At 63.5% G+C, this 21,085-nt stretch carries 15 protein-coding genes; 3 read left to right on the top strand and 12 right to left on the bottom strand.

Annotated features, from left to right (window positions below; translation table 11 throughout):
* Positions 1–68: 68 nt before the first annotated feature.
* From K663_RS16625 to K663_RS16600, 6 genes are all read right to left on the bottom strand, one after another.
* Entirely contained in the window at positions 69–1,856 is a 1,788-nt protein-coding gene (locus tag K663_RS16625; RefSeq protein WP_062121137.1) for a ShlB/FhaC/HecB family hemolysin secretion/activation protein, read from the bottom strand.
* 115 nt (positions 1,857–1,971) lie between these two features.
* Entirely contained in the window at positions 1,972–2,691 is a 720-nt protein-coding gene (locus K663_RS16620; protein WP_062121136.1) for a hypothetical protein, read from the bottom strand.
* Positions 2,678–4,720: an adenylate/guanylate cyclase domain-containing protein gene (locus K663_RS16615; RefSeq protein ID WP_062121635.1), complete on the bottom strand. Its 2,043-nt coding sequence runs from the start codon at positions 4,718–4,720 to the stop codon at positions 2,678–2,680. The genes K663_RS16620 and K663_RS16615 overlap by 14 nt, the downstream gene beginning before the upstream one ends.
* Before the next feature lie 5 nt (positions 4,721–4,725).
* Complete coding sequence (locus K663_RS16610) at positions 4,726–7,815, bottom strand: CHAT domain-containing protein (protein WP_235589592.1); 3,090 nt, start codon at positions 7,813–7,815, stop codon at positions 4,726–4,728.
* Positions 7,816–8,008: 193 nt separating this feature from the next.
* Entirely contained in the window at positions 8,009–8,647 is a 639-nt protein-coding gene (locus K663_RS16605) for a Crp/Fnr family transcriptional regulator (RefSeq protein ID WP_062121134.1), read from the bottom strand.
* A 154-nt stretch (positions 8,648–8,801) separates the two neighbouring features.
* The gene (locus K663_RS16600) at positions 8,802–10,961 is read right to left on the bottom strand and encodes a catalase (protein WP_062121132.1); all 2,160 of its coding nucleotides are present in this window, start codon (positions 10,959–10,961) and stop codon (positions 8,802–8,804) included.
* A gap of 224 nt (positions 10,962–11,185) precedes the next feature.
* Between K663_RS16600 and K663_RS16595 the strand changes: the two genes are divergently transcribed.
* Positions 11,186–11,392 carry a DUF3606 domain-containing protein gene (locus K663_RS16595; RefSeq protein WP_062121130.1) on the top strand — a complete coding sequence of 69 codons (207 nt, stop codon included), beginning with the start codon at positions 11,186–11,188 and terminating at the stop codon, positions 11,390–11,392.
* 17 nt (positions 11,393–11,409) lie between these two features.
* Here K663_RS16595 and K663_RS16590 read toward each other — a convergent pair whose 3' ends face one another.
* The 4 genes from K663_RS16590 to K663_RS16580 are packed head-to-tail and all read right to left on the bottom strand — an operon-like array spanning position 11,410 to position 15,698.
* Positions 11,410–13,497 (bottom strand): response regulator, encoded by a 2,088-nt coding sequence (locus K663_RS16590; protein WP_062121129.1) that lies wholly within the window; start codon positions 13,495–13,497, stop codon positions 11,410–11,412.
* On the bottom strand, positions 13,490–14,992 hold the full coding sequence (locus K663_RS16585) for an ATPase domain-containing protein (protein ID WP_062121127.1): 1,503 nt from the start codon (positions 14,990–14,992) through the stop codon (positions 13,490–13,492). The genes K663_RS16590 and K663_RS16585 overlap by 8 nt, the downstream gene beginning before the upstream one ends.
* Positions 14,989–15,147, bottom strand: a complete 159-nt coding sequence (locus tag K663_RS24395; protein WP_158511205.1) for a hypothetical protein — start codon at positions 15,145–15,147, stop codon at positions 14,989–14,991. Before K663_RS24395 ends, K663_RS16585 begins: the two co-directional genes overlap by 4 nt.
* Before the next feature lie 47 nt (positions 15,148–15,194).
* Positions 15,195–15,698 carry a hypothetical protein gene (locus K663_RS16580; protein WP_062121633.1) on the bottom strand — a complete coding sequence of 168 codons (504 nt, stop codon included), beginning with the start codon at positions 15,696–15,698 and terminating at the stop codon, positions 15,195–15,197.
* 221 nt (positions 15,699–15,919) lie between these two features.
* On the opposite strand from K663_RS16580, the gene K663_RS16575 reads away from it, so the two are divergent.
* Positions 15,920–16,309: a nuclear transport factor 2 family protein gene (locus K663_RS16575; RefSeq protein ID WP_062121125.1), complete on the top strand. Its 390-nt coding sequence runs from the start codon at positions 15,920–15,922 to the stop codon at positions 16,307–16,309.
* A gap of 48 nt (positions 16,310–16,357) precedes the next feature.
* On the opposite strand, the gene htpG is transcribed toward K663_RS16575, so the two are convergent.
* Positions 16,358–18,241 carry a molecular chaperone HtpG gene (gene htpG / locus K663_RS16570; RefSeq protein WP_062121632.1) on the bottom strand — a complete coding sequence of 628 codons (1,884 nt, stop codon included), beginning with the start codon at positions 18,239–18,241 and terminating at the stop codon, positions 16,358–16,360.
* Positions 18,242–18,454: 213 nt separating this feature from the next.
* Here htpG and K663_RS16565 point away from each other — a divergent pair, with 213 nt between their 5' ends.
* Positions 18,455–19,405 (top strand): hypothetical protein, encoded by a 951-nt coding sequence (locus tag K663_RS16565; RefSeq protein WP_062121124.1) that lies wholly within the window; start codon positions 18,455–18,457, stop codon positions 19,403–19,405.
* 471 nt (positions 19,406–19,876) lie between these two features.
* Here the strand turns inward: K663_RS16565 and K663_RS16560 are convergent, their stop codons facing one another.
* Complete coding sequence (locus tag K663_RS16560; protein ID WP_062121122.1) at positions 19,877–21,085, bottom strand: replication initiator protein A; 1,209 nt, start codon at positions 21,083–21,085, stop codon at positions 19,877–19,879.

Below are 21,085 nucleotides of genomic sequence, written 5' to 3'. Positions count from 1 at the left end.
GGCCGTTACGCTAACGCAACGAACAAATCCCCGCAAACGCGTTTTTCTCGCCAATTCATTCATGACTTTCACCGCCTCCACGGCAGAATTTGCGTGGTCACCGACAGCAATAGTCGCGTATCCCCCCGCTCCGTCTGAAACCCCGCCTTGCGCAGCGGCGTCGCCAGCGTCACGTCGATCCGCGCATGATTGTCCCACGTCGCGCGCACGCCCCCGCCAGCGGAATAGAGCCGTTGGGGGTCGATCCCGGCAAAGGCGCTGCTCTTGTGCCACATCCATGCCGCGTCGAAGAAAAGGAAGGGCTGGAGCGCGATCGCCCCCGGCCCCTTGGGCGTGATCCGGCCATAGCGCAGCTCCGCCGCGACGCCTACGCCGCTGTCCCCGGTCAGCGCGCCGGGGTCATAGCCGCGCCCGACCGTATAATTGCCCGCGCTCATCTGTTCATAGGATAGCAGCTGGTCGGGGCTATATTGCGCACGCGGCGCCAACGCGATGGCGAACCTGGGCACCGGGCGATATTCGGCCTGCAATCCCCCGCGCATGACAAAGGCGGATGCGTCGCCACCAAGCTGGCTGGTCGGGATACAGCTCGCCGCGTTGCCGCACGGCTCACTCGCGCCCAGACCCGAAAGGCCGTGGCGCAGTTCCAGACTGCCGCCGATCCGCCATTTCGGCTCGATGCCAGAATAGCCCGCCGTGCTCACCAGGCTGTCGGCGTCGATAAGTTCGCCCTCCAGCCGCAGGAACAGCACCCGCAGCCGGTCGCGCGACAAGGGAGCGGAACCGATGCGCAGATCCTGGTCGATCAGGTCCAGCCCGCCGCTGGCCAGAACCGTGTGAACCTGCCGCCGCACGATCGGATAGGACAGCGCCGCCGTCGCGATCAGCGTCCTGGATGACAGGTCCAGCCCATCGATATCCGGCCTGCTCCAGGCATAGGTGAAGTCGCCCGACAGCCGCAATCCATCGCTGCCCAGCGCCATGCTGTGCCCGGCCTGCAGCACCGTCTGCTCATCCGGCTGCGCGGTGTTGAAGATACTCAGCACCGTGCTGTCGCCCATGCCGGTCAGGTCGTTGAAGCGCACCCGCGCCAGCCCGCCGAAGCGCCCAACCGCCCTGCTGCCGAGATTCTGGACATTGACGTCCACCTCGACCCGGCGGCGCACCACCGTCACCTGGCCCACCACCTCGCCCGGCGCCGTCCCCGCCGGACGCAGCGCCAGCCGCACATCATAGCCGGGCAGGTCGCGCGCCAACAACAGGTGCCGTTCCGCCTCATGCACGTTGAACAGCGGCTGCCCCTTCAGCGCCTCCATATGCGCCGCGATCAGCCGCTCGCTATTGCCAGCGTCGCCCCGCACCTCGATCGCGACCAACCGCGCCATCAATATGTCGAAACGGACCGTGCCGCCTTTCTCGATCCGCTGCGGCGGAACCTGCACGGCGGCCAGATAGCCCATCTGCCGCAGTGCCGTCGCGGCACGGTCGCGCACCTCGCAGAGGCTGGCGATCGGCACCTCGCGACCCGCCAGATCACTCCAACTGTCGTTCAACGCTTCCGGCGGAACCCCGCGCAGCCCGTCGAACTGCACGGCGGCAAAGTTCACCATCACATCGGCAAAGCGCGGATCAGCCAGTGGGCAGGGCGCACGTTCTACGCCGCCCTCCACCGTCAGACGGCTACCCTGCGGGGCCACCTCGCCCTGCCGGTCGGCGGGAGACAATTCTTCCCGCGTCGGCGCGCGCGGCGCAACCTGCGCCATTGCCGCCACCGGCACGACCGCCGTCAACGCGATCGCCAGTCGCCACCGTGCGCGCCTCGTTAAACCCGATGCCGCTGCCCCCTGAAAGCCCATAGACGTCCCATTTCCCCCAAAGCGTGACAGCAGCGGCCTGCTGGCCTGTCTTTCCCGTCACTGCGACCGTCGGGCCAGGGCGCCCTGCCCCTACCCGGCCCGGCTATCAACTATCTTAGCGCGATGCGGTATCGACCAGCAGGTCAAGCTGCGCCTGGCATCCGTTCGCGATCAGCGCCGAGGCGGTGCCGTCCAGCCCGACATCTGCCACATCCAGCAGCGCAAATCGTATTTCGGTGGACCGCCCGCCCGTTTCGACGCGATAGGCCGCGCCGTCCTTCACCGGCAGTGTGGCGGGCCATGCCGCCATCGCCTCGCCTGCCGCAAAGCTCGCCGCCGCCTGCGTCCCGCTACCGATGATGCGCACGTTCAGCGGCTTGGAGGCGTCGGCGCGCCACAGGCGAACAGCAGCCGGATCAGCCACGCACAGCGCGCCGGGCTGCACGATATCGACCAGCCACAGATTGGGCCGCTTCGCAACGGCAGGGGCATCACTCACGGTGCCGCGCACGGCCCCGGTCCGCGCCCGCCGCACCCGCTTGGTATCGAGCAGCGCCGCCAGCGTCACATTGCTGGCGGGCGCAGCACTCGCTGTCGCCGTCACGCCAAAGCGGCCGGGCCCGCGCAACGTCCGCGTGCCCTTCGCATCCAGCAGCGTCACCACATCCCCGGCCTTCAGCAACAGCGATCCGCCATCCGCGAGCTTGGCGCCGGGCAGATAGCTTCGCGCCGAAGGGCCCGAAGCGCGCACCACCAAAGTATCAGCAAGCGCGGGCGCCGCCGCGCCCATCACTGCCACAGCGCAAAGGGCCGCCGCCCGTTTAGCCCAGACCATAAATTCCTCCATCCCCGATATATTCATAGCGGTACACCAGATTGGCGAGCGCCGCATCCTCAGGATGCCGATCCGCCACTGCCCTCAACTGCGCAAGCCCATCCCGGCGAGCGTCGGCATCATCCATATCGAAGGCAGCAAGCGCCTGCGTCAGCACCACGCGTTCCTCGACCGCAAAGTCGGGCGCCGGTTCGAACAGATCGACCGGCGTCGCCCGTCCACGCAATCGCACCCGTCCCATCGGCCGCCACCAGTCGAGGCCGGAAAGCACCATCGCCTCGCGCGAGGCCAACACGGACGTCTCCAGCGACTTGTTCGCCGATTCGAGCCGGGCGGCTGTATTCATGCTGTCGCCGAGCGCCGTATATTGGATCCGCCCCTCGCCACCGAAATTGCCGACGATCGCTTCGCCATGATGCAATCCGACGCGAGTCCGCCCGATCGGGGGAACGCCGGGCGGCAGATCGCGGCGAAACGCCTCCCCTGCCTGCCACATCGCATAGGCCGCCAGCGCCGCGTTGCGTCCGTCATCGCCGCGTGCGATCGGCGCACCCCAGAAGGCTACGACGGCATCGCCCACGAACTTGTCGATCGTCCCGCCATGCGCCAATACGACGTCGCTCAACATGTCGAGATAGCGGTTGAGCAGTTGCGCCACCATTTCCGGCGCGATGGCGTGGCTCAGCTTTGTGAAGCCTTCCAGATCGGTGAACAACGTGTAGATCGGCCGCTTTTCCCCGTGCAGCGCCAGCTTTTCGGGTTCCGCCAAGATTTGTGCGGCAATGTCGCGCGGCAGATATTTGCCCAGCGCGGACTGCGCGAAGCGGCGTTGCTGCGATGTAACAGCGCGCGCCGCTGCGCTCACAGCGGCAAAGGCGATGACCCAGCCCAGCCCCCACCCGGCGGCGGGCAAACCCTTCGTATCCCATCCGCTGGCCTGCAGCCACAGCGGCAAACCGATAATCGCCCCGGCCTGCACCCCAAGCGCAGGGGCCAGCCAGAACCAGCGCAGTTCGGCAAGGCTGGTGAGGCCCGCGGCCAGCACGACCAGCGCCGCCGCGCCCCACATCGTCCAGCCCGGCACGGCGGGCAACCGCGCCCCGTCCAGCAACTGCGCCAGCATCGTCGCATGCACTTCCAACCCGATCATCGTCGATTTGGCCTGCCTGCCCGACAGCGGGGTTTCGAACTGGTCGATATCGACGATGTCGCCGCCGATCAGCACATGCCGCCCGTCCACCATCGGGGCCAGCGCGCTCGCCATCGCCGGGTCCGCGATCAGGTCGATCTGAAGGCTGGGGATCACCGGCGTTTCCGACCCGTCCGCCTGGCGCAGCGGCTTGCGGAACCGGATCGCGCCCCGATAGTCATTGAACAGCGGCGAAGGCTGCATCGCCAGCGACAATAGCGACGGCTGCCCCGGCGTCGGACGCGGCCAGCTGCGCGCGACATTGTCAGCGTCGGTTTCCAACCGGATGCTCGCCGGCCTTACCCGGTCAGTTCGGGCCTGCGCCAAAAAACGATCCAGATATTGCTGCTGCTCGAAAATGATCTGTTCGCGATTGTCGCCGAAATTGGCATAGCCCAGCCATACCGGCGTCCGCATCGAACGAAGGGCGGCGAGCAATTGCGCATCCTCATCCTGCGGCTGATCGAACAATATGTCGATGCCGATGGACTTTGCGCCCATGCCATCCAGATTTCGCAACGTGCGGGCCAATAGGCCTCTGTCGAGAGGAGAGCGCTTGCGCGTCGCAATCAACGTTTGATCATCATAGACGACCATCAGCACACGCTGGTCCTGCTCGACGCGCGGCGCGAAGGCCGCCGCCCGCCAGTCATAAAGGCCACGCTCTGCGTCGGCTGTCGGTATCTCCCGCTGCGATCCCGCGCCGCCCAGCGGACGGGACCAGTCCCACCCTGCAACAAACAGGGCCACCACGAGCAGCAGCGCCGTGCCAACCAGCCGCCAACGTCCGGCGTCCTGCACCACGCGCGCGCCCCGGCGCAGCAAGCCCCGCACAATCACCACGGTCAGCGCCGGGTGATCAACGGACGCGCGCCATCGCCGATAATCGCAAAACCCGACCAGTAAAAGGGATGCGATGTATCCGCTTCGTCCATCAGCCTGATCTGCGCGGCGCGCAACGCTTCACCCACCGGCTCGTCGGGCGTGGCCGCGAACAGTCCGCTCATCAGCCTTTCGGTCGCCTGATATTCCTCTGGCGCGGGCCAATGGCTGGCGATGACCGATCGGCTGCCCGCGCCGATAAAGGCGCGCACCAGCCCATCGAGCGCACCGCCCCCGCCGGATAACCCCGCCGCCCGCGTGGTTTCAACACCCGCCGCGCCCGCCGTGTCGCAGGCCGACAGCACCACCAGGTCGGCGTTCAGCCGCAGGTCGAAAATCTCCCCGAACTGCAACAGCCCATCCGACGCTCCGCCTGGGCCAAAGCTGGTGAGCAGCGCCGGCCGTGCCGAACATCCCGCGCGCGGCGGCGTTACCAGGCCGTGCGTGGCGAAATGCAGGATGCGGAAATGGTCCAGATCGCCGCGCGCCATGACCGCCTGATCGGTAAAGTCCCCGCCGGTCACCAGTTCGCTGCCCTGCCCGCCAATCGACTGCGCTGCCCGCCGCAGTTCCGTTGCAGGAATCGGACGGTTCCATTGGGCGGGCGACCAGCCGCAATCATCGCTGTCGTTCAGCAGGGCGCCCCGCGTCTGCGCAGCCAGCTTCGGGCCGGCGAGCGGGGCATTGTCGCCAAAGCCGATATAGCTTTGCGGTGCGCCCGATGGCGCCGTCAGCCGCGCGTCGCGAAAAGCGCGGGCCGAAAGCGCCGTGCTCACCGCATGGTCGCGCCCCAGCCAATCGACGCCACGGAAATCGAACTCGTCCTCGCCCTTTGCGATCCGCGCCTGATAGGCATCAACGCCGGGCTGGCTCGTCACCAGCAGATTGACCGGCAGTTGCAGCATCGCGCCATCAGGTTCGAAAATCAGGTGGTCCACGCCCTTGAGCCGTTCATCGACGGGGCCGAATAGGTCGAGATAGAGGCTGCGCGCCACCGGCAGGTCCAGCGCATAGGTGGTCTGCACGCCGCCGACCTCGATGGAGATCGTCTCGCGCAACGCCGCCACCTTGCGCGCCAAATCGCTCGCGCTGGGGATCAGGCGGAATCCGGTCGCGCCCTGCCCGTCGATCCATAGCGCATAAAGCGCGTCACCCAGCTGCGCGAGCTTGTAATAGCCCTCTCCAGCTTTGAGGGTCGCGCGCATCTCGCCGAGCGTCAGCGCCTGCGGACTGACGGCACGATATTGCGGATAGGCGGCAAGCGCGTTGAGGGTTGCCGCCTGGTCGCGGGCGAGAGCGTCGATGTCAGCTTGCCGCCGGGCGATATCGTCCCTCGTTGTACTGTCGCCCTTTCCGGTATCCCGCAGCTGCGCCAGCGCGATGCGGCCGCGCTCCACATCGCGGGACAGGGACACAGACTGGCGGAAGAGCCGCGCCGCTTCGCCGTCGCCTGCGGACAATTCACGGCTCAGCAGTTCCAGCGTCTCGGCCGCACCGGGCCGGACCAGCAGTTGGGACGCCTCGAACATATCCGCCGCCAGTTCCGGCCGGCGGGGCATTTCTGCCGCGAGCAGCGTAAAATAGGGCTGAAGCTGGTTCGCCATCGCCGTCAACGTGCCCCGGCTCGCCGCCGTGGACGCCATGATCGAACGATAGGTTTCCAGCGCCTCTTCGGACCGTCCGCGCCGTACCAGGAATGCGCCCAACCGCGCACGCGCACCGTTAAGCGCCAGCGTTTCGGGATATTGAGCGGCGATCAGGTTGACGGCCTCGTGGAGCTGCCCTTCCGCTGCGCCGAAATCGCCTTGCGCCTCGTGGGTCAGCGCGATCTCGCCCAGCAACTGCGCGCGCAGACGGGTGATAGATGTCACGCGTCCGTCGCGTATCCGTTGTGCATCGGCAAGCGCTTGGACCAGCACGGCGCGCGCTTCGCGTGGCTTGCCCGACAAACGCAGGACCGTGCCGCGCAACTGCTGCGCCTGCGCATCCAAAATCGCGGCGCGTTCACCGGGGGTCAGCTTCACATCCTGTCGCACGCCCAGCGCCCGCGCTTCAGGCGCTGCGCTGTTCATTTCCACAGCGACTTCAGTGGGCAGCGTCACACCACCGTCGCCAGCGATGGCGATCGCCGCGTCCCCCTTCACCGCCCGGTCGAGCAGGCCAAGCGCACCTGGCAGATCCTGCTGGTTGAGGTGGTGGACCGCCTCAAAATTGCGGCGCAGGCGAAGCTGGACGGCATCGGCGGTTGGGATCGCCCGCGCCTGCGCAAAGGCGGCGGCGGCCTGATCGAACAGGCCAAGGTTGGACAATTGCAGCCCATGGTTGACCAGATATTCATGCGCCCGGTTCGCGCGCTCGGCGGGGCTGAGCGCGCTGGCGTCGGGATCGCGCGCGAGCCGGTCGGCCAAGCTGTCGAAAAATTCCGCGGCCTCGGCATAATTGCCCGAAGCGTTGCGGCGATACCCTTCCGCCAACACCGTCTGCGGATCGAGCGCGGCCGCCTGCATTCGCGCGAAGGCTGCGCCATTGCCGCTGCCCGTGCTGACGATGTCCAGCGTGCCGGGCACGGTCCGTCCCAGCATCACGGTCCGCAGCCCAAGGTCGAGCGCGCTGGCATAGGGCGCGTACCCTTGCGCCGCATAAACTGTCTGGCCGCGCGGCACCGTCATGATGCGATAGACCCCCGCCGCCCCGTTGCAGTTGCGGACGGTTGCAGGACCGACATCGGGCAGGGTCACGCCGCCGGGCGCGCTGCAATTGACCGCTGCGCCGCGGGAGGCAGCCAGCCTTTCCAGCAAGGCGTCTTCGCCTCCCTCACCATCCCGGCGCAACGCATAAATCTGGCCTACGGGAAGCGCGGCGTCACGGCAGACGACCGACCATGCGCGGTCGAACATGGTGCGGGCGGCAGAATCGCCATTGGCGCTTTGCGCCTGGCACAGGGCGCCGCCGCCACTGCCGATGCGAAAACTGTCCTGCAACAACGGCCGACCGCCGCCGCCCTGCGCGGACAGCATGGACGACAGGCCCAGAACAGTCAGTCCGGCCAACATGCGACCGATTTTCTCTACAGAGATCAAGGCTTTTCCCCCCGCCTCGCCGGATGTGTCCGTGCGAGCCCCCTAGGCGCGACCCAGCGCGCTCTTCATAGCGCCATGCCTGTCCGCCGCAAGGTCAAACAGCCTGACCGACATTAGGCTCGACCTGTCCCGGCCGCTACGTCTCAGCCATCAACGAGGACACGCGTCAGGCGATCGTCTGCCTCGACGAAAGTCCCGCCGCGTCGCGCAGCGCTGCGAGGTCGGGAATGCGCAGCCATTTGGATTGCAGTTCCACCAGGCCGCGGGACCGCATCGCCTGCAACGTCCGGTTCACATGCACAGGGGTCAGGCCGGTCATGTCGGCAATCTCCATCTGCGTGAGCGGCATGGCGCATTGCTGGCCATAGCTGAGGCCAGACGCGTGCATACGCTCGAACAATTCGAGCAACAGATGGGCAAGCCGTTCCAGCGCAGTCTTTCGCCCCAAAGTCACCAGCCAGTTGGCCTGGCGTTCAATAATATCGGTCAGATTTTTCCAACAGGCCCGCTCGCTTTCCCTGGGCAACCCGCCATGGGCTGAGCAGGGTAGGCAAGTCGCGCGGACATTAGTCAACGCCACGATCGGCTGCGTTGGACGCGTGCCCAGTGCCCAGTGCGGCTCACAAATATCCCCCGGCAGAAAAAGCCCGGTGATCTGCCTGCGTCCGTCCGGCAAAAGCCTGTACCGACAAGCCCAGCCTTCATCGATCTGGAAGATCGCTTCAGGCTGTTCATCCTCGCGCGCCAGGAATTGATGTGGGCGGAAATGGCAATGCGATTCGCTGACGGCGAACTGGCCAGACATGGGCTCCTCCTCCTGGACGCCCCCCTCACAACCATCATAACTGACCCAGCTCAGCCTTTATTTACCCATGTTGGGCTGGCCGGAACATCGCGGCGAAGCGAGGCATCAGGCCGACAGGATTTGCGCCCGTTAAGCCTCGCTTCAGCAATTTGGCCTATTTGTTATTCGGCTTGTTCTTACCCGCCAGGAAGCCTGCGGCGTCGAGATCAACCTTCATTTCACGATCCCACAGCCGCAGTTGCCCGCATAGCGCCAGGAACGGGGCGACATCGTCCGGCCCTTCCAGCCGGACCAGCCCTTCATCCATGTCCGCTTCGCTTATGCCCGCGCGGTCGATCAGCGGCAGGGCGTCATCGACATAGGCGATGAACTTGCAATGGGCATAGGCATCGTTGACGAAATCCTTCGCTGCCTTGTCCTGCATCAACTGCGCCGCACCGTCGGGCGAGAGGACGAGCGCTATCGCATCGTAAAGGACGGACGGCCCTCCGTCGATTTTCTGCTTGCCCTCAACGGTCGTACCGTCGTCCAGCATCGCGCCAGCGACCTTAGGGGCGATGATCTCATAGACCGCGCCCAGCTGCTTCACTTCCGTGACCAGCGCCTTGACCAATGCGGCCGGCGCGCCATCGCTGACCAAGATACCGAGCTTGCGGCCGGTAAAGCTGTCCGGGCCATTGCGAACGATGCTGAGCGCGTCTGACGGCGGCAGGTCGGTGCGGGGCGTGGCGGCGGCAGGCGCAGGATCTGGCAGTTTCGGCAGACCCAATCCGCCTGCAACGATTGTCGCCAGCCCTTCGTCGATGTTGCGCAGATGCGCCACCATCCTCTGCCTGATGTCGATCCGTTCGCATTTCGACAATTCGAACACCAGCGCGTCGCCGATATGCTTCTGTTCGATCGGCGTCTGGCTAATGAAAAATTGGCGTGCCTGACTATAATGATCGTTGAAGCTGGGCGAGCGCATCTGCAGCTTCGGCCCCGCCTCGCCCGCAGCGAAATGGCGATAGCCGCGTTCAGGGGATTCGCGCGGCCCGCCCCAGCTGTTGGGCTCGTAATTCACCCGGCCCTTGGGATTGGTCATCGCCATATGGCCATCCTGCTGGAAATTATGCACGGGGCAGCCGCGCGGCGCGTTGATCGGGATGTGCGTGAAGTTGGGAGACCCGAGCCGCTTCAATTGCGTGTCGAGATAGGAGAAATTGCGTCCCTGAAGCAGCGGATCGTTGGAAAAGCCGATGCCCGGAACGACATTTTGCGTGCAGAAAGCGACCTGTTCCGTTTCGGCGAAGAAATTTTCGACCCGCGCGTCGAGAACGAAGCTGCCAATAATCCGCACCGGCACCTGTTCCTCCGGGATGATCTTGGTCGGATCAAGCACATCGAATTCGAACGTGTCAGCAAAATCCTCGTCAAAAATCTGGACGCCCAAGTCCCATTCCGGCGGGCTGCCAAGGTCTATCGCATCCCACAGGTCGCGGCGGTGGAAATCGGGATCGGCGCCATTGATCTTCACCGCCTCGTTCCACATCACAGACTGCAGGCCCTGCTTGGGCTTGAAGTGGAATTTGACGAAGGTCCCCTTCCCTTCGGCATTGATCAGGCGAAAACTGTGGACGCCGAACCCTTCCATGAAGCGGAAGGAGCGCGGGATCGCACGATCCGACATGACCCACATGATCATGTGCATCGATTCCGGCGTCAGGCTGATGAAGTCCCAAAAATTGTCATGGGCTGTCTGGGCCTGGGGAAATCCACGATCGGGCGTGGGCTTTGCCGCATGGATCAGGTCGGGAAACTTGATGGCGTCCTGAATGAAGAAGACGGGGATGTTGTTGCCGACAATATCCCAATTGCCTTCCTTGGTATAGAATTTGGCCGCAAACCCCCGAACGTCGCGCGCCAGGTCGAACGACCCCTTGCTACCCGCGACTGTCGAGAAGCGAACGAACATGGGCGTATGCTCGCCCACTTCGGTCAGCACCTTGGCGGTGGTGAATTCTTCCAGGCTCTCGTTCAGGGTAAAGGTGCCGTGCACGCCAAAGCCGCGCGCGTGAACGACGCGTTCGGGGATACGTTCATGGTCGAAATGGAAGATCTTTTCGCGGAAGTGGAAATCTTCCAGCAGCGTCGGCCCACGTTCACCGACCCGCAGGCTGTTCTGGTCGTCGGCGATGGGCACGCCCTGCTGCGTGGTCAGCACATCGCCAGACGAACCGGCGACTTGGTGCAGTTCCCCGCCAGCCCCTGTCCTGGTTTCGAATTCGCGGGCGGCGTTTTTCGCGCCTTTGTCCTCACCGATCTTCCGGGCCATGCAAGCTCTCCTGATGCAGATGGTTTCAGCGTAGGGAAGGCTTCCCTGCTCACAGCCACAGACCCGCCAGACCCCCTTCCGGTTCCTGCTCCCGCCAATCGCAGAGCAATGAATATGGTGGTCAGTAATGCAGGTTATGAACTTTCCCCGCGCCCGCCCGGAACATCATTTTCCAAAAGTCGCTCTTACCATGAGAGGAGTCACCTGCAGGAAAGTGTATCGCCATGGCCAGCCTGGACATTCGACCCACATATGAAGACAGGGCGCCGCCCATCCCCCGCGATATCAAGCATGTGTCGCTGACCTCGGACCTGGAGGTGCAATATTGGTCCCAGCGCCTGCAGGCGTCTCGAAGCCTGCTGGAAGAAGCGGTCGATAGGGTCGGTCACAACGTCAACGCGGTAGCCGATTTCCTCGACCAAAACCGCTGACGGGCCAATCGCCGCACTCAGCTTTCCAGCATCTCGCGGATGCGAGCGGCCAGGCTCTCTATCTGGAACGGCTTGGTGATCATCTGCATGTTATGCGACAGAAATCCACCACGCACCGTCGCGCTTTCGGCATAGCCAGTCACGAACAGGACGGGCAGGTCCGGCAGATATTCGCGCGCGATCTCGGCCAGTTGCCGTCCATTCATTCCCGGCAGCCCGACATCGGAAATCATCAGGTCAAATCGCTGGCCGGACTCCAATATGCGAACCGCCTGCTGCCCATCGGCCGCCTCTGTCGTCTTGTAGCCTAGTTCTTCCAGCACATCCCGCACCAGCAAGCGTACGGACTCATCATCTTCGACCAGCATCACCGATTGCCCGTCGCCATGATGTATGGGCGCGCTTTCCGCCGGCTCGACTTCAGGTTGCGTCTGCGCCACCGGCAGGAAGAGCTTGACGGAAGTGCCGGTGCCCTGCGTCGAATGGATGCGCACAAGCCCGTTCGACTGTTTCGCAAAGCCATAGACCATCGACAGCCCTAGGCCGGTGCCCTGCCCGATCGGCTTGGTCGTGAAAAACGGGTCGAACACCTTATCGAGCGTCGCGGCGTCCATGCCGACGCCCGTATCGGAGACGGCTACCACGACGTAGCGGCCCGGCGCTACGCCGGGATTTTGCAGACAAAAAGCGGCGTCCAGCTCCTGTTCCCGGCAAGATAGGGTCAGCCGACCGCCATCCGGCATCGCATCGCGGGCGTTGATCGCCAGGTTGATGATCGCGCTTTCCAGCTGGTTGGCATCGACAAGGGCAGGCGGCAGTGGCTTGTCCGAAACAATCTCCACCGCGATCGTTTCGCTCATCGTCCGGCGCAGCAGATCCTCCAGCGAATGAAGCAGGTTGCAGATATCGGTCGGCTTGCTGTCCAGCGATTGCCGCCGCGAAAAGGCGAGCAACCGCGCAGTCAGCGCAGCCGCGCGCTGCGCGGAGCTGCTGGCCGCGTCCATGAACCGGTCAAGATCCTCCAGGCGGCCGCTGGCGATGCGCCGCTTCATGATGTCGAGGGCACCGATGATGCCCGTCAGCATATTGTTGAAATCATGCGCAATGCCGCCGGTCAACTGGCCGACCGCTTCCATCTTCTGCGCCTGGCGCAATGCTTCTTCGGCGCGGGCGCGTTCTTCCCCTTCTGCCTTCAGCCGTGCCAGCGCCTCGCGCAATTCTTGCGTCCTGGCGTCCACCTCCTGCTCCAGCCGCTGCGCGGCTTGCGTCAACGCCTGCTGCCCGCGCTTCTGTTCGTCGATATCGACAATCACGGAAATGGCTCCGGTCACCGCACCATCGCCATCGAGCAGCGGGACGCCGCTCACGCGCGTCCAGACAGGTTCGCCCTTGGGAGGATGATGCAGGAACTCCACGCCTGTTACCCGTTCACCCTTCAGCGCCCGCACCGCCACGAAGCGGTCACGGGTTATGCGGCGGCCGTCTTCGTCATACCCCTCCCATTGGTGCTCCGCATCGGGCAGGCGCGCCGGGATTTCGCCGCCTGGCAGAAAACGGCGATAGGCCGGATTGGACAGCAATGTGCTCCCGTCGCCCGCCACGAAGGCGACGCCGATGGGAAGATGTTCAAGCAGCGCGTTCAGCCGGCTGCGTTCTGCATGCAGGGCGGCCAGTTGATCGCGGATCTGCAATTGCTTTTGCCGCGCCCGCATCGCCGAAGCGACCGCGCTGACGAGCGATTCCCCGCTCACCGGCCGTTCCAGCAGGATCACGCTCAAGGCATTGTCGGGCAACCGCCGCCGCACAGCTTCGCTCGACACCATGCGGCCCGCCTGCCGACCGGCCAGCAGGATGAAGGGCACATCCGACCAGGCAGGCTGCGCATCCAGCGCGCGGTGGAGCGGCCCAAGGTCGGCAAGCAGCGCCTCCTCAGTGACCAGTACGACGCCCGCCTGTTCGTCGATCGCCTCCGCGACTTCGATCAGTGTCGGGCAGACGAGCACCCGGTGCCCTTCCCCGCGCAGCAGCAAGGCGGCGCTTTCCGCGTCGCTGCCATAGGGTGCGCTGACAAGGACCCGGAGACCTGCGGTTGCCGCCTTATGCACGGCTCGGCCGGTCCTCCATCAGCGGCGTCGTCGAGCCAAGATATTCCGGCGTTCCGGTCAACACCCCCCTGAAATCGGAAAGTGGCGCGCCGACGCGAATGCCCTGCGCATCGATGCGTAATTCGCGAATGGCATCCTCATGGGCGCCGCTGCGATTCTTGACCACCGACAAAGCCTTGCGGATGCGTCCCCCCGCTTCAAAGAAACGCAGCATGATGACGACGTCGGCAATGTAGGACACGTTGAGACCATTCGTGCTCATCGTGCCGAAAAATCCCTGTTGCGGATTTACCAGCAGGGTGAGGACGCCACGGTGGCTCAGGTACGATAGCAATTCATGCAGTTGCAGGATCAACTGCTGTTCCTCCTGCATAGCGGCGACATAGCCGTTGAGGCTGTCGATCAGGATCATGCGGACGCCGCGTCCTTCCACCTCATTACGCACCATGGACGCAAATTCGCCCGGTGCGATTTCGGCAGGATCGATCTGCCGGATCACCATGCGGCCTTCGTCCATAAGGGCCTGAAGATCGATGCCCAACTGCTGCGCGCGCCCGATCAGCGTGCCGATGCGCTCGTCAAACTGATAGATGACGACATTTTCGCCCCGTTCACAGGCTGCGATCAGATATTGCAGCGCGAGCGTCGTCTTTCCCGATCCGGCCGGACCAGTGATAAGGGTGCTGGTGCCGCGTGTCGGCCCTCCGCCCAATATCGCGTCCAGTTCCGGGATCCTGCTGGGAACCGGCTCCCCCATAAAGGCCGATAGGCTGCGCTCCGCCACAAGCCGGGGGAAGATATCGATGCCGCCCTTGCGGATGATCATGTCATGATAGCCTGCGACGAATGCGACGCCGCGCATCTTCTGAATCTGCATCCGCCGCCGCGCCGCGCCGAAATCCAGAGTCAGCCGCTCCAGCGTTATGACGCCGTGGCACAGGCTATGCAGATGATTGTCGCGAATGCCGGAACCGCCTGTCAGGTCATCGACCAGCAGGACGGTTGTGTCGATCCGCGCGAAAAACTGTTTCAGGAACAGCAGTTGCCGCCGATAGCGCAGCGGATCCTGCGCCAGCAGTCGCAATTCGGACAGGCTGTCGAACACGATCCGCTTGGGCTTCACGCGTCCCACTTCCTCGCGGATCAGGTCGATAATCCCGCCGAGTTCCATTTCCCAGCTATGCAGGATGGATTGATCGCGGCCCATGCCCAGCACCGAGTCTGCGGAGGCAAGCTCGAACAGGTTCACCCCAGCGAGATTCCATCCGTGCGAGGCTGCGACGACCGACAATTCTTCACTGGTTTCCGACAGCGTGACATAGAGGACCGGCTCACCGGCCTTGACGCCTTCCAGCAGGAACTGGAGAGCCAGGGTCGTCTTGCCCGAACCCGGCGCGCCCTCGACCAGATATAGACGTTTTGCGGGCAGTCCCCCGCCCAATATGGAGTTCAGCCCCCCGTTACCCGTTGAAATGCGATCGACAATTTCGCTCATTCAGCCGCATCTCCTTCAGCGCGGCCGTTACCATATGGGTCAAAATCGCAAAATCCATTGCGTTTCATGACCCTGAAGTAACGTGCCGCATCGCTTTTCATCCGGGGATAACGCCTTGCCATCGCCGACAGTTGCATGGCGGTCGAGGCGGGCATATCGGCCTGCCTTGCTTGAGAGTAAGCGTGCGATGCCTGATAGACGCTCAGTGCCGGGTGATTTCCGGCGCTTGGACATAGGGCATGCCTTCAGGCTCGATCGTCGTGGGATGACGATCCTGCATAGCCGCTGCGTCATGCCACGCGCCGTCTCTTCGCGATCCGAGGGTGCGGCGAACGGGGAAAGCGCTGCCGGTTTTCCGGTCGAGCGCCCGGGCGACCAGCGCATCAATGATCGTTGCGCCAGCCACAAAGGCAATCGCCCCCCATATGGCGCGGCGGCGTGGGGCATTACGGGCGGCAAGGCCAAGGGCAGCGAGATCCATCGCATCGCCCGCTACCCGGTTCCAGACCAGTGTCGAATGGGCGGGAGCGGCAAGGATGCCTGCGCCCGCCAGCATTTCCCGCGCGCCAAAGGCCCGCAATGTCGCACGCCCTGCGCGATGATCGTTACCAAGCGCACGCGCGATGCGACGCGTGGCGGCGATTTCCGCCACGCCAATGGCAATCGAAAATAGACCAAGGCCAATACTGGCACGCCGGACATCCATGATCGGTCCTCCTATGCTGCGTTCCTCGCAGCTAACGGACCGGGCGGGGGTGCGTTCCCAGCGTGGCGCGAGTCCTGCATTAGCCGCGCCGGAGCGAGGGGAGATGACGGCGGCCAGCCGCTCCCGCAGCTTTGTTGCGGCCGACGCAGGAGCGCGGCATATCAGCAGCATATTATCTTCGACCGGACCGAATCTGTCGGCCTTCAACCCTGGAATATTCCGTGACCCAATCGACCGACCTCGCCATCCGCCTGCGCCGGGCAACATTCAATCGCGCGCTGGCCGAATGCGACTTGAACGCCATCGGTCCCCTGCTGGCGCGGGACGCGATCCTTGTCACGGGCAGCGACAGCGCGGTGATTTCCGGTCGGAAGGCGCAACTGCTGGCCTGGAAGCGGGAATTTGCAGCGCCCGACCACACCATCTACACCCGCACGCCGACCAGCATTCTCCCCTCCCCCGTCGAGCCGATCGCCCTTGAACAGGGGGAATGGGCGGGCGTGTCGGCCGGAATGGCATCGCCGGTCGCGTCGGGAGCCTATAGCGCGAAATGGCGCAAGATCGGCGCGGACTGGGTTATCGAGGCTGAAATTTTCGTGACGCTTGCCTGAAATGGCGTCCGAGACGTGCTGGCCCGGCGGACCGGGCCAGCACGTCATTCATCGCCCAAGCGCCTTGGCCATGATCCGGCCAAGTCTTTCCGCAAAGGCGCGCGGATCGGCGGGCAATTCTCCATCAGCAATGCGGGCTTCATCCAGCAGCAGCCGGGCGGCATCCTCGCGCAATGCAGGATCATCCCGCAACTCGCTCAGCTTCGCGATAAGGCCGTGCCGGGGGTTGAGTTCCAGCACGGGAGCCGCTGCCCCGCCTCCGCGCCCAGTAGCCGCCAGCAGCTTTTCCAGCTGTCTGTCCATGCCATGTTCCGCCGCGACAAGGCAGACAGGGCTTTCGGTCAAACGCTCCGAAGCGCGGACGTCGGACACTTCGTCCTTCAGCAAACCCTTGGCGAAGGCAATGAAATCGCTGACCTCTTCCGACGCGGCAGGCGGGGCCGTTTCTCCTTCGGCAGGCGGGATCAGGCTAAGGTCGATAAGGCCCTGCGTCACTGATTTGAACGGCTTGCCGTCATAATCGACGCCGGCGGTGACCCAGAAGCTGTCCACCTGATCGGTCAGCAGAAGAACCTCGATGCCACGGGCACGGAAACCTTCGAGTTGTGGAGAAGAGGCGAGGCGGTCCAGATCGGAACCGGTGGCATAATAGATTGCCGTCTGGTTCTCCTTCATCCCCTCGGCATAGTCCTTGAGCGAGCGCCAACCTTCTCCAGACACGGTCGATTTGAAGCGCGCGAGGCCGAGCAATTGCTCCCGCCGGGCATAATCTTCGTACAGCCCCTCCTTCAACACGGCGCCGAAATTATCCCAGAATTTGATATAAGCATCGCCGTCCTTGGCGGACAACTTTTCCAGTTCGGTAAGAACGCGGTTGCTCACCCCCTTCTGGATGGCAGCCAGAACGGGGCTCTGCTGGATCATCTCACGCGAGACGTTGAGCGGCAAATCGCTGGAATCGACGAGGCCGCGAACGAAGCGCAGGTAACGCGGCAGGATCTCGGCCTCGTCGGTGATGAAAACGCGGCGCACATAGAGCTTCATCCGGCCCGTCCGGTCGGGATCGAACAGGTCGAAAGGCTTCATTTCAGGGATGAAGGCCAGCACCGCATATTCGTGCAGCCCCTCCGCCCGATAATGCAGCGTCAGCGCGGGCTGGTCGAACTGCCCCGCGACGCTGCGATAGAAATCGGTATAGTCTTCTTCGCTGATCTCGCTCTTGGGCTTGGTCCAGAGCGCCGCGCCGTCCGCGATCTGCTCAGCTTCTGCATCGGGCTTTTCCTTGAGGAAGATCGGCACCGGCACATGGCCCGACTGATCCCTGATGAGCTGCTGGGTGCGGTAGCGTTCGGTATAGGAGGACGCATCCTCCTTAAGATGCAGGATCACGCAAGTGCCATGTGGGGGCGCTTGCGCAGCATCAGCGGACCGAACGGTATAGGTGCCGAGGCCATCGGAAGACCAGCGCGCGGCCTGATCGGAACCCGCGCGGCGCGAAAATACGTCCACGCGATCGGCGACCATGAAGGCTGAATAGAAACCGACTCCGAACTGGCCGATAAGCTGTGTCCCTTCCGCTTCCTTGGCCGTCGCGATGCGATCCATGAAGGCTTTGGTGCCCGAGCGCGCGATCGTGCCAAGCGCCTCCACCAGTTCCGCCTCGCTCATGCCGATGCCATTATCCTCGACGATGATCTGGCGTGCATCAGGATCCAGGGTGACCGTGACCCTGGCGCTGTCACTGCCCGTCAGCGTGGGATCGTTCAGGCTTTCATAGCGAAGCTTTTCGCAAGCATCGGCAGCGTTGGAGATGAGTTCGCGCAGGAACACATCCTTGTCCGAATAGACCGAATGCACCATCATGTGCAGCAATTTGGCTACATCAGCCTCAAAGGAACGGGTTTCCGCAGCAACGTCGGTCGGGTTCGTCATGGCGTCTTTCATGCCCTCCACTAAAATTTGACCGCCGGACAGATGGCGCGGCGGACCTCTGCTTTCAAGCGGGACTGGAATTCCGCCAACCGTTGGATCGGTATGCCCCCTCCGGGGCTTTAAGCCCAAGGGCAAGAGAGCGCTCGCGTACAAAAAGAGGGTACAACCAACCTATCTGTTTAGTTACATTCAATAACGCGCTAAGGCAGGGGAATGCTGGACTTTCCCTCCTCTGCCGGTGAAGCACTTCTACTGCTCGGGCGCCTTGATGGACGGCTTGCAAACAGCCCTGCCGCCGACATCTGGCTTGCTAGGGCGAGGCTCAAGGGCGCGGCCACGTTGGCGACTGCCGCTTCCGTCCCGATCGGGGTCAAGGACTTGCAGGACTGGATTTGCGGGCGGACGCCGCCACCCCGCCACAGCGAAGGGTTGAATGACCCCTTGTCGATCGCGGCGCTGGTCCATTTTGCCCTGTCTGCGACGGAAAGCAGCCGCGATCCCATCGCTAAGGCGACGCTTAACGTATCGCGGCGGCTGCTGGACGATCGCAAGGAAGCGGAAGTATGGGCGCCAGAGGACCTGATACGCTTTGGACCGGCCTGGCGGACCGTCCAGGCGCTGATCGAAGCCCCCTACCCCAACACGAGCCTGGAAGGCGTTGCGGAGCGGTTTATCGCCGCGCGAGAGGGTCTGGCGGCGCCCATCAGCGGCGGACAATTGCTCACAACGGCCGATGGGCGGCAGTTACGCCTTGATCCCCGCCGATCGGATCTGGGTTGGATCGTGGCGGCGCATCTGCCGGCTGCCTTCGAAGCGGCGGGCCTGACATTGCGGCGTTTGCCGTCTTTTGTCGATATGCCTCGCTTCCCTGGTGCTGACGTCGGCGTCCTGACGATGCAGCTGACAGCGATGATCGAACGGCAAGCCAAGGCGGGTCTGGCCGACCTAGATCGCCTCGAGGGACGGCTGAGGAAACTGCCGCAGGAGTTGCAGGTCACGAAACGGAGCAAAGCACCGCTGCTGATGCGGCTTGGCCTTGCCTATCCGGGACTAAGCAAAGTGGCTGTCGCGCGGCTTCTGGGCATTTCGCATCAAGGCGCGACGAAGTTGATCGCGCAAGTCGAGCATGCGACGGGCGATCTGCTGTCGGCTCGTGGGATTTAGGGAGACAAAGCCGCTTGTCTGTCCTCCATCTTCCTTTTTTCCAAAATGACGATCGCACTGGTTATAAGGTTTCTTAGGAAGTTAAGGAGTTAACGCATTTTACGGCTCGAATATTCGGCTGGAATGCGCGAGTCGCGCACAAAGCGGCGTTCCTGGAGGATCGTATCTTCGTTCCCGAAGTGTCGTGACCTCCGTTCCTGATATGTCGGGAATCTGTTCCCGAAGGTGCGTGGAGCGTTCCTGGAATGTCGAAGGTCGCCCTGAAGCACGGAATGAGTGGGGCCAGTTGAATCAGTTCAACCAATGCGCTCGGGAATGTCGTTCAAAAGCTGTGGATTAATTTTACGCGGAACGCGGCTGTCTCTGACTTCGCCTTCAGCACAGCTCCGCAACCGACACTTCGGGAACGCCCGATGCATAAAGGCGCTGTTCTCGTCAAATAGATGGCGGATGGCCCGACGGTGGAGACCGTCAAAGACGGTGGCGGTTCTTCTCGTGAAACCGACGGACAAAGCCGATGAATGCTTTCTGGTAATTGACGGGCGTCCGCGTGGAATCTCCGTTCAGCCAGTTGCGAAAGTCTTGATGCAACGACTGATAGTCCCAGCCCGGGCATTCAGCGCGCAGAGTTGCGAGCGTGGCGTCGGTAAGTTCGCCGGCGCTCGCCTTGGTCGATAGTCCCACTACGGTCCTGCGGATCACATCGCGGGCATCGAATTGCGGCTCGGTCTGATCGATTGAGGCGGAGCGGGCTGAAACTGGTTCAGCTGTGGTCGCATTTGCAAGGGCAGAGCCATTATTCTTCCCTGCCGCGCTCGGCTTCGCGGCGGTCGGCTGTGCATCCGCCGCCCGCCGACGCATGCGGAGAGCGGGTTCACGCTTTCCCTCGGGCTGTTCGAGCAGCAGCGTATAGCCGGGCAACGGGTCGCGCTCGGCGATCTTGGCAATCTCGAACTTGAAGCGGCGGTACGCGCCTTCCGCTCCGGACTTTTCAAACAGCGTAGGCATGGAGATGGCAAACCCCCCCTCCCCTGCCCCGCCCGCATGCTTGCGCGCAACTTTGTACAGCCAACGCTCGCGCCCGCCGGTCAGGTCGAAATAGGCGCGGTCGATGGACAGGACGCCGCCCTGCATCAGCACGCCCTCATAGAACCAGTTTGAAAGCTCTATCGTCATGCCGCGAGAACGCTCCGTGCGCTCATCGACAAGTTGGGTCCAGCCATCCAGCCAGCTGAAAGTGGCTTCGCGGCGATTTTCCGCCCGGATGTTCGTCTTTATCGTGGTCGAGACAAGCCGGTCGAGTGACTGGCCCAGCAGTTCGTAGGCGCGCCCCGTGGTGGGTCGATGAATGGCACGCAGCAGGTCATAGGGCATGAGGTGCAACTTGCGCGGTACATCGTTGACACCGCGTCGAGCCATGTCGGCCAGAATGGAGGCGCAATAGATGAGGATGTCAGCATCCCATATCGTGGCCATGCCATAATCGGGATTGGCCGACACATGGACCCATGCCTTGCCATCGGGCGATGTGTAATCGATCGGCTTTACCCGCTTGGACTTGGCAAGGCTGAAGAAGGGGCGCTCCATCATCTCGCGCTGGTCGCGCAGCGGCATGTCCGCAATATAGGGGAGAAACAGCTCGAACTGGTCGTTAAGCTCGGTTCTGCCGGTACGGTTCAT

The organism is Sphingobium sp. MI1205 (assembly GCF_001563285.1).
GTDB lineage: Bacteria > Pseudomonadota > Alphaproteobacteria > Sphingomonadales > Sphingomonadaceae > Sphingobium.
This window is presented reverse-complemented; position numbering and strand designations above follow the sequence as displayed.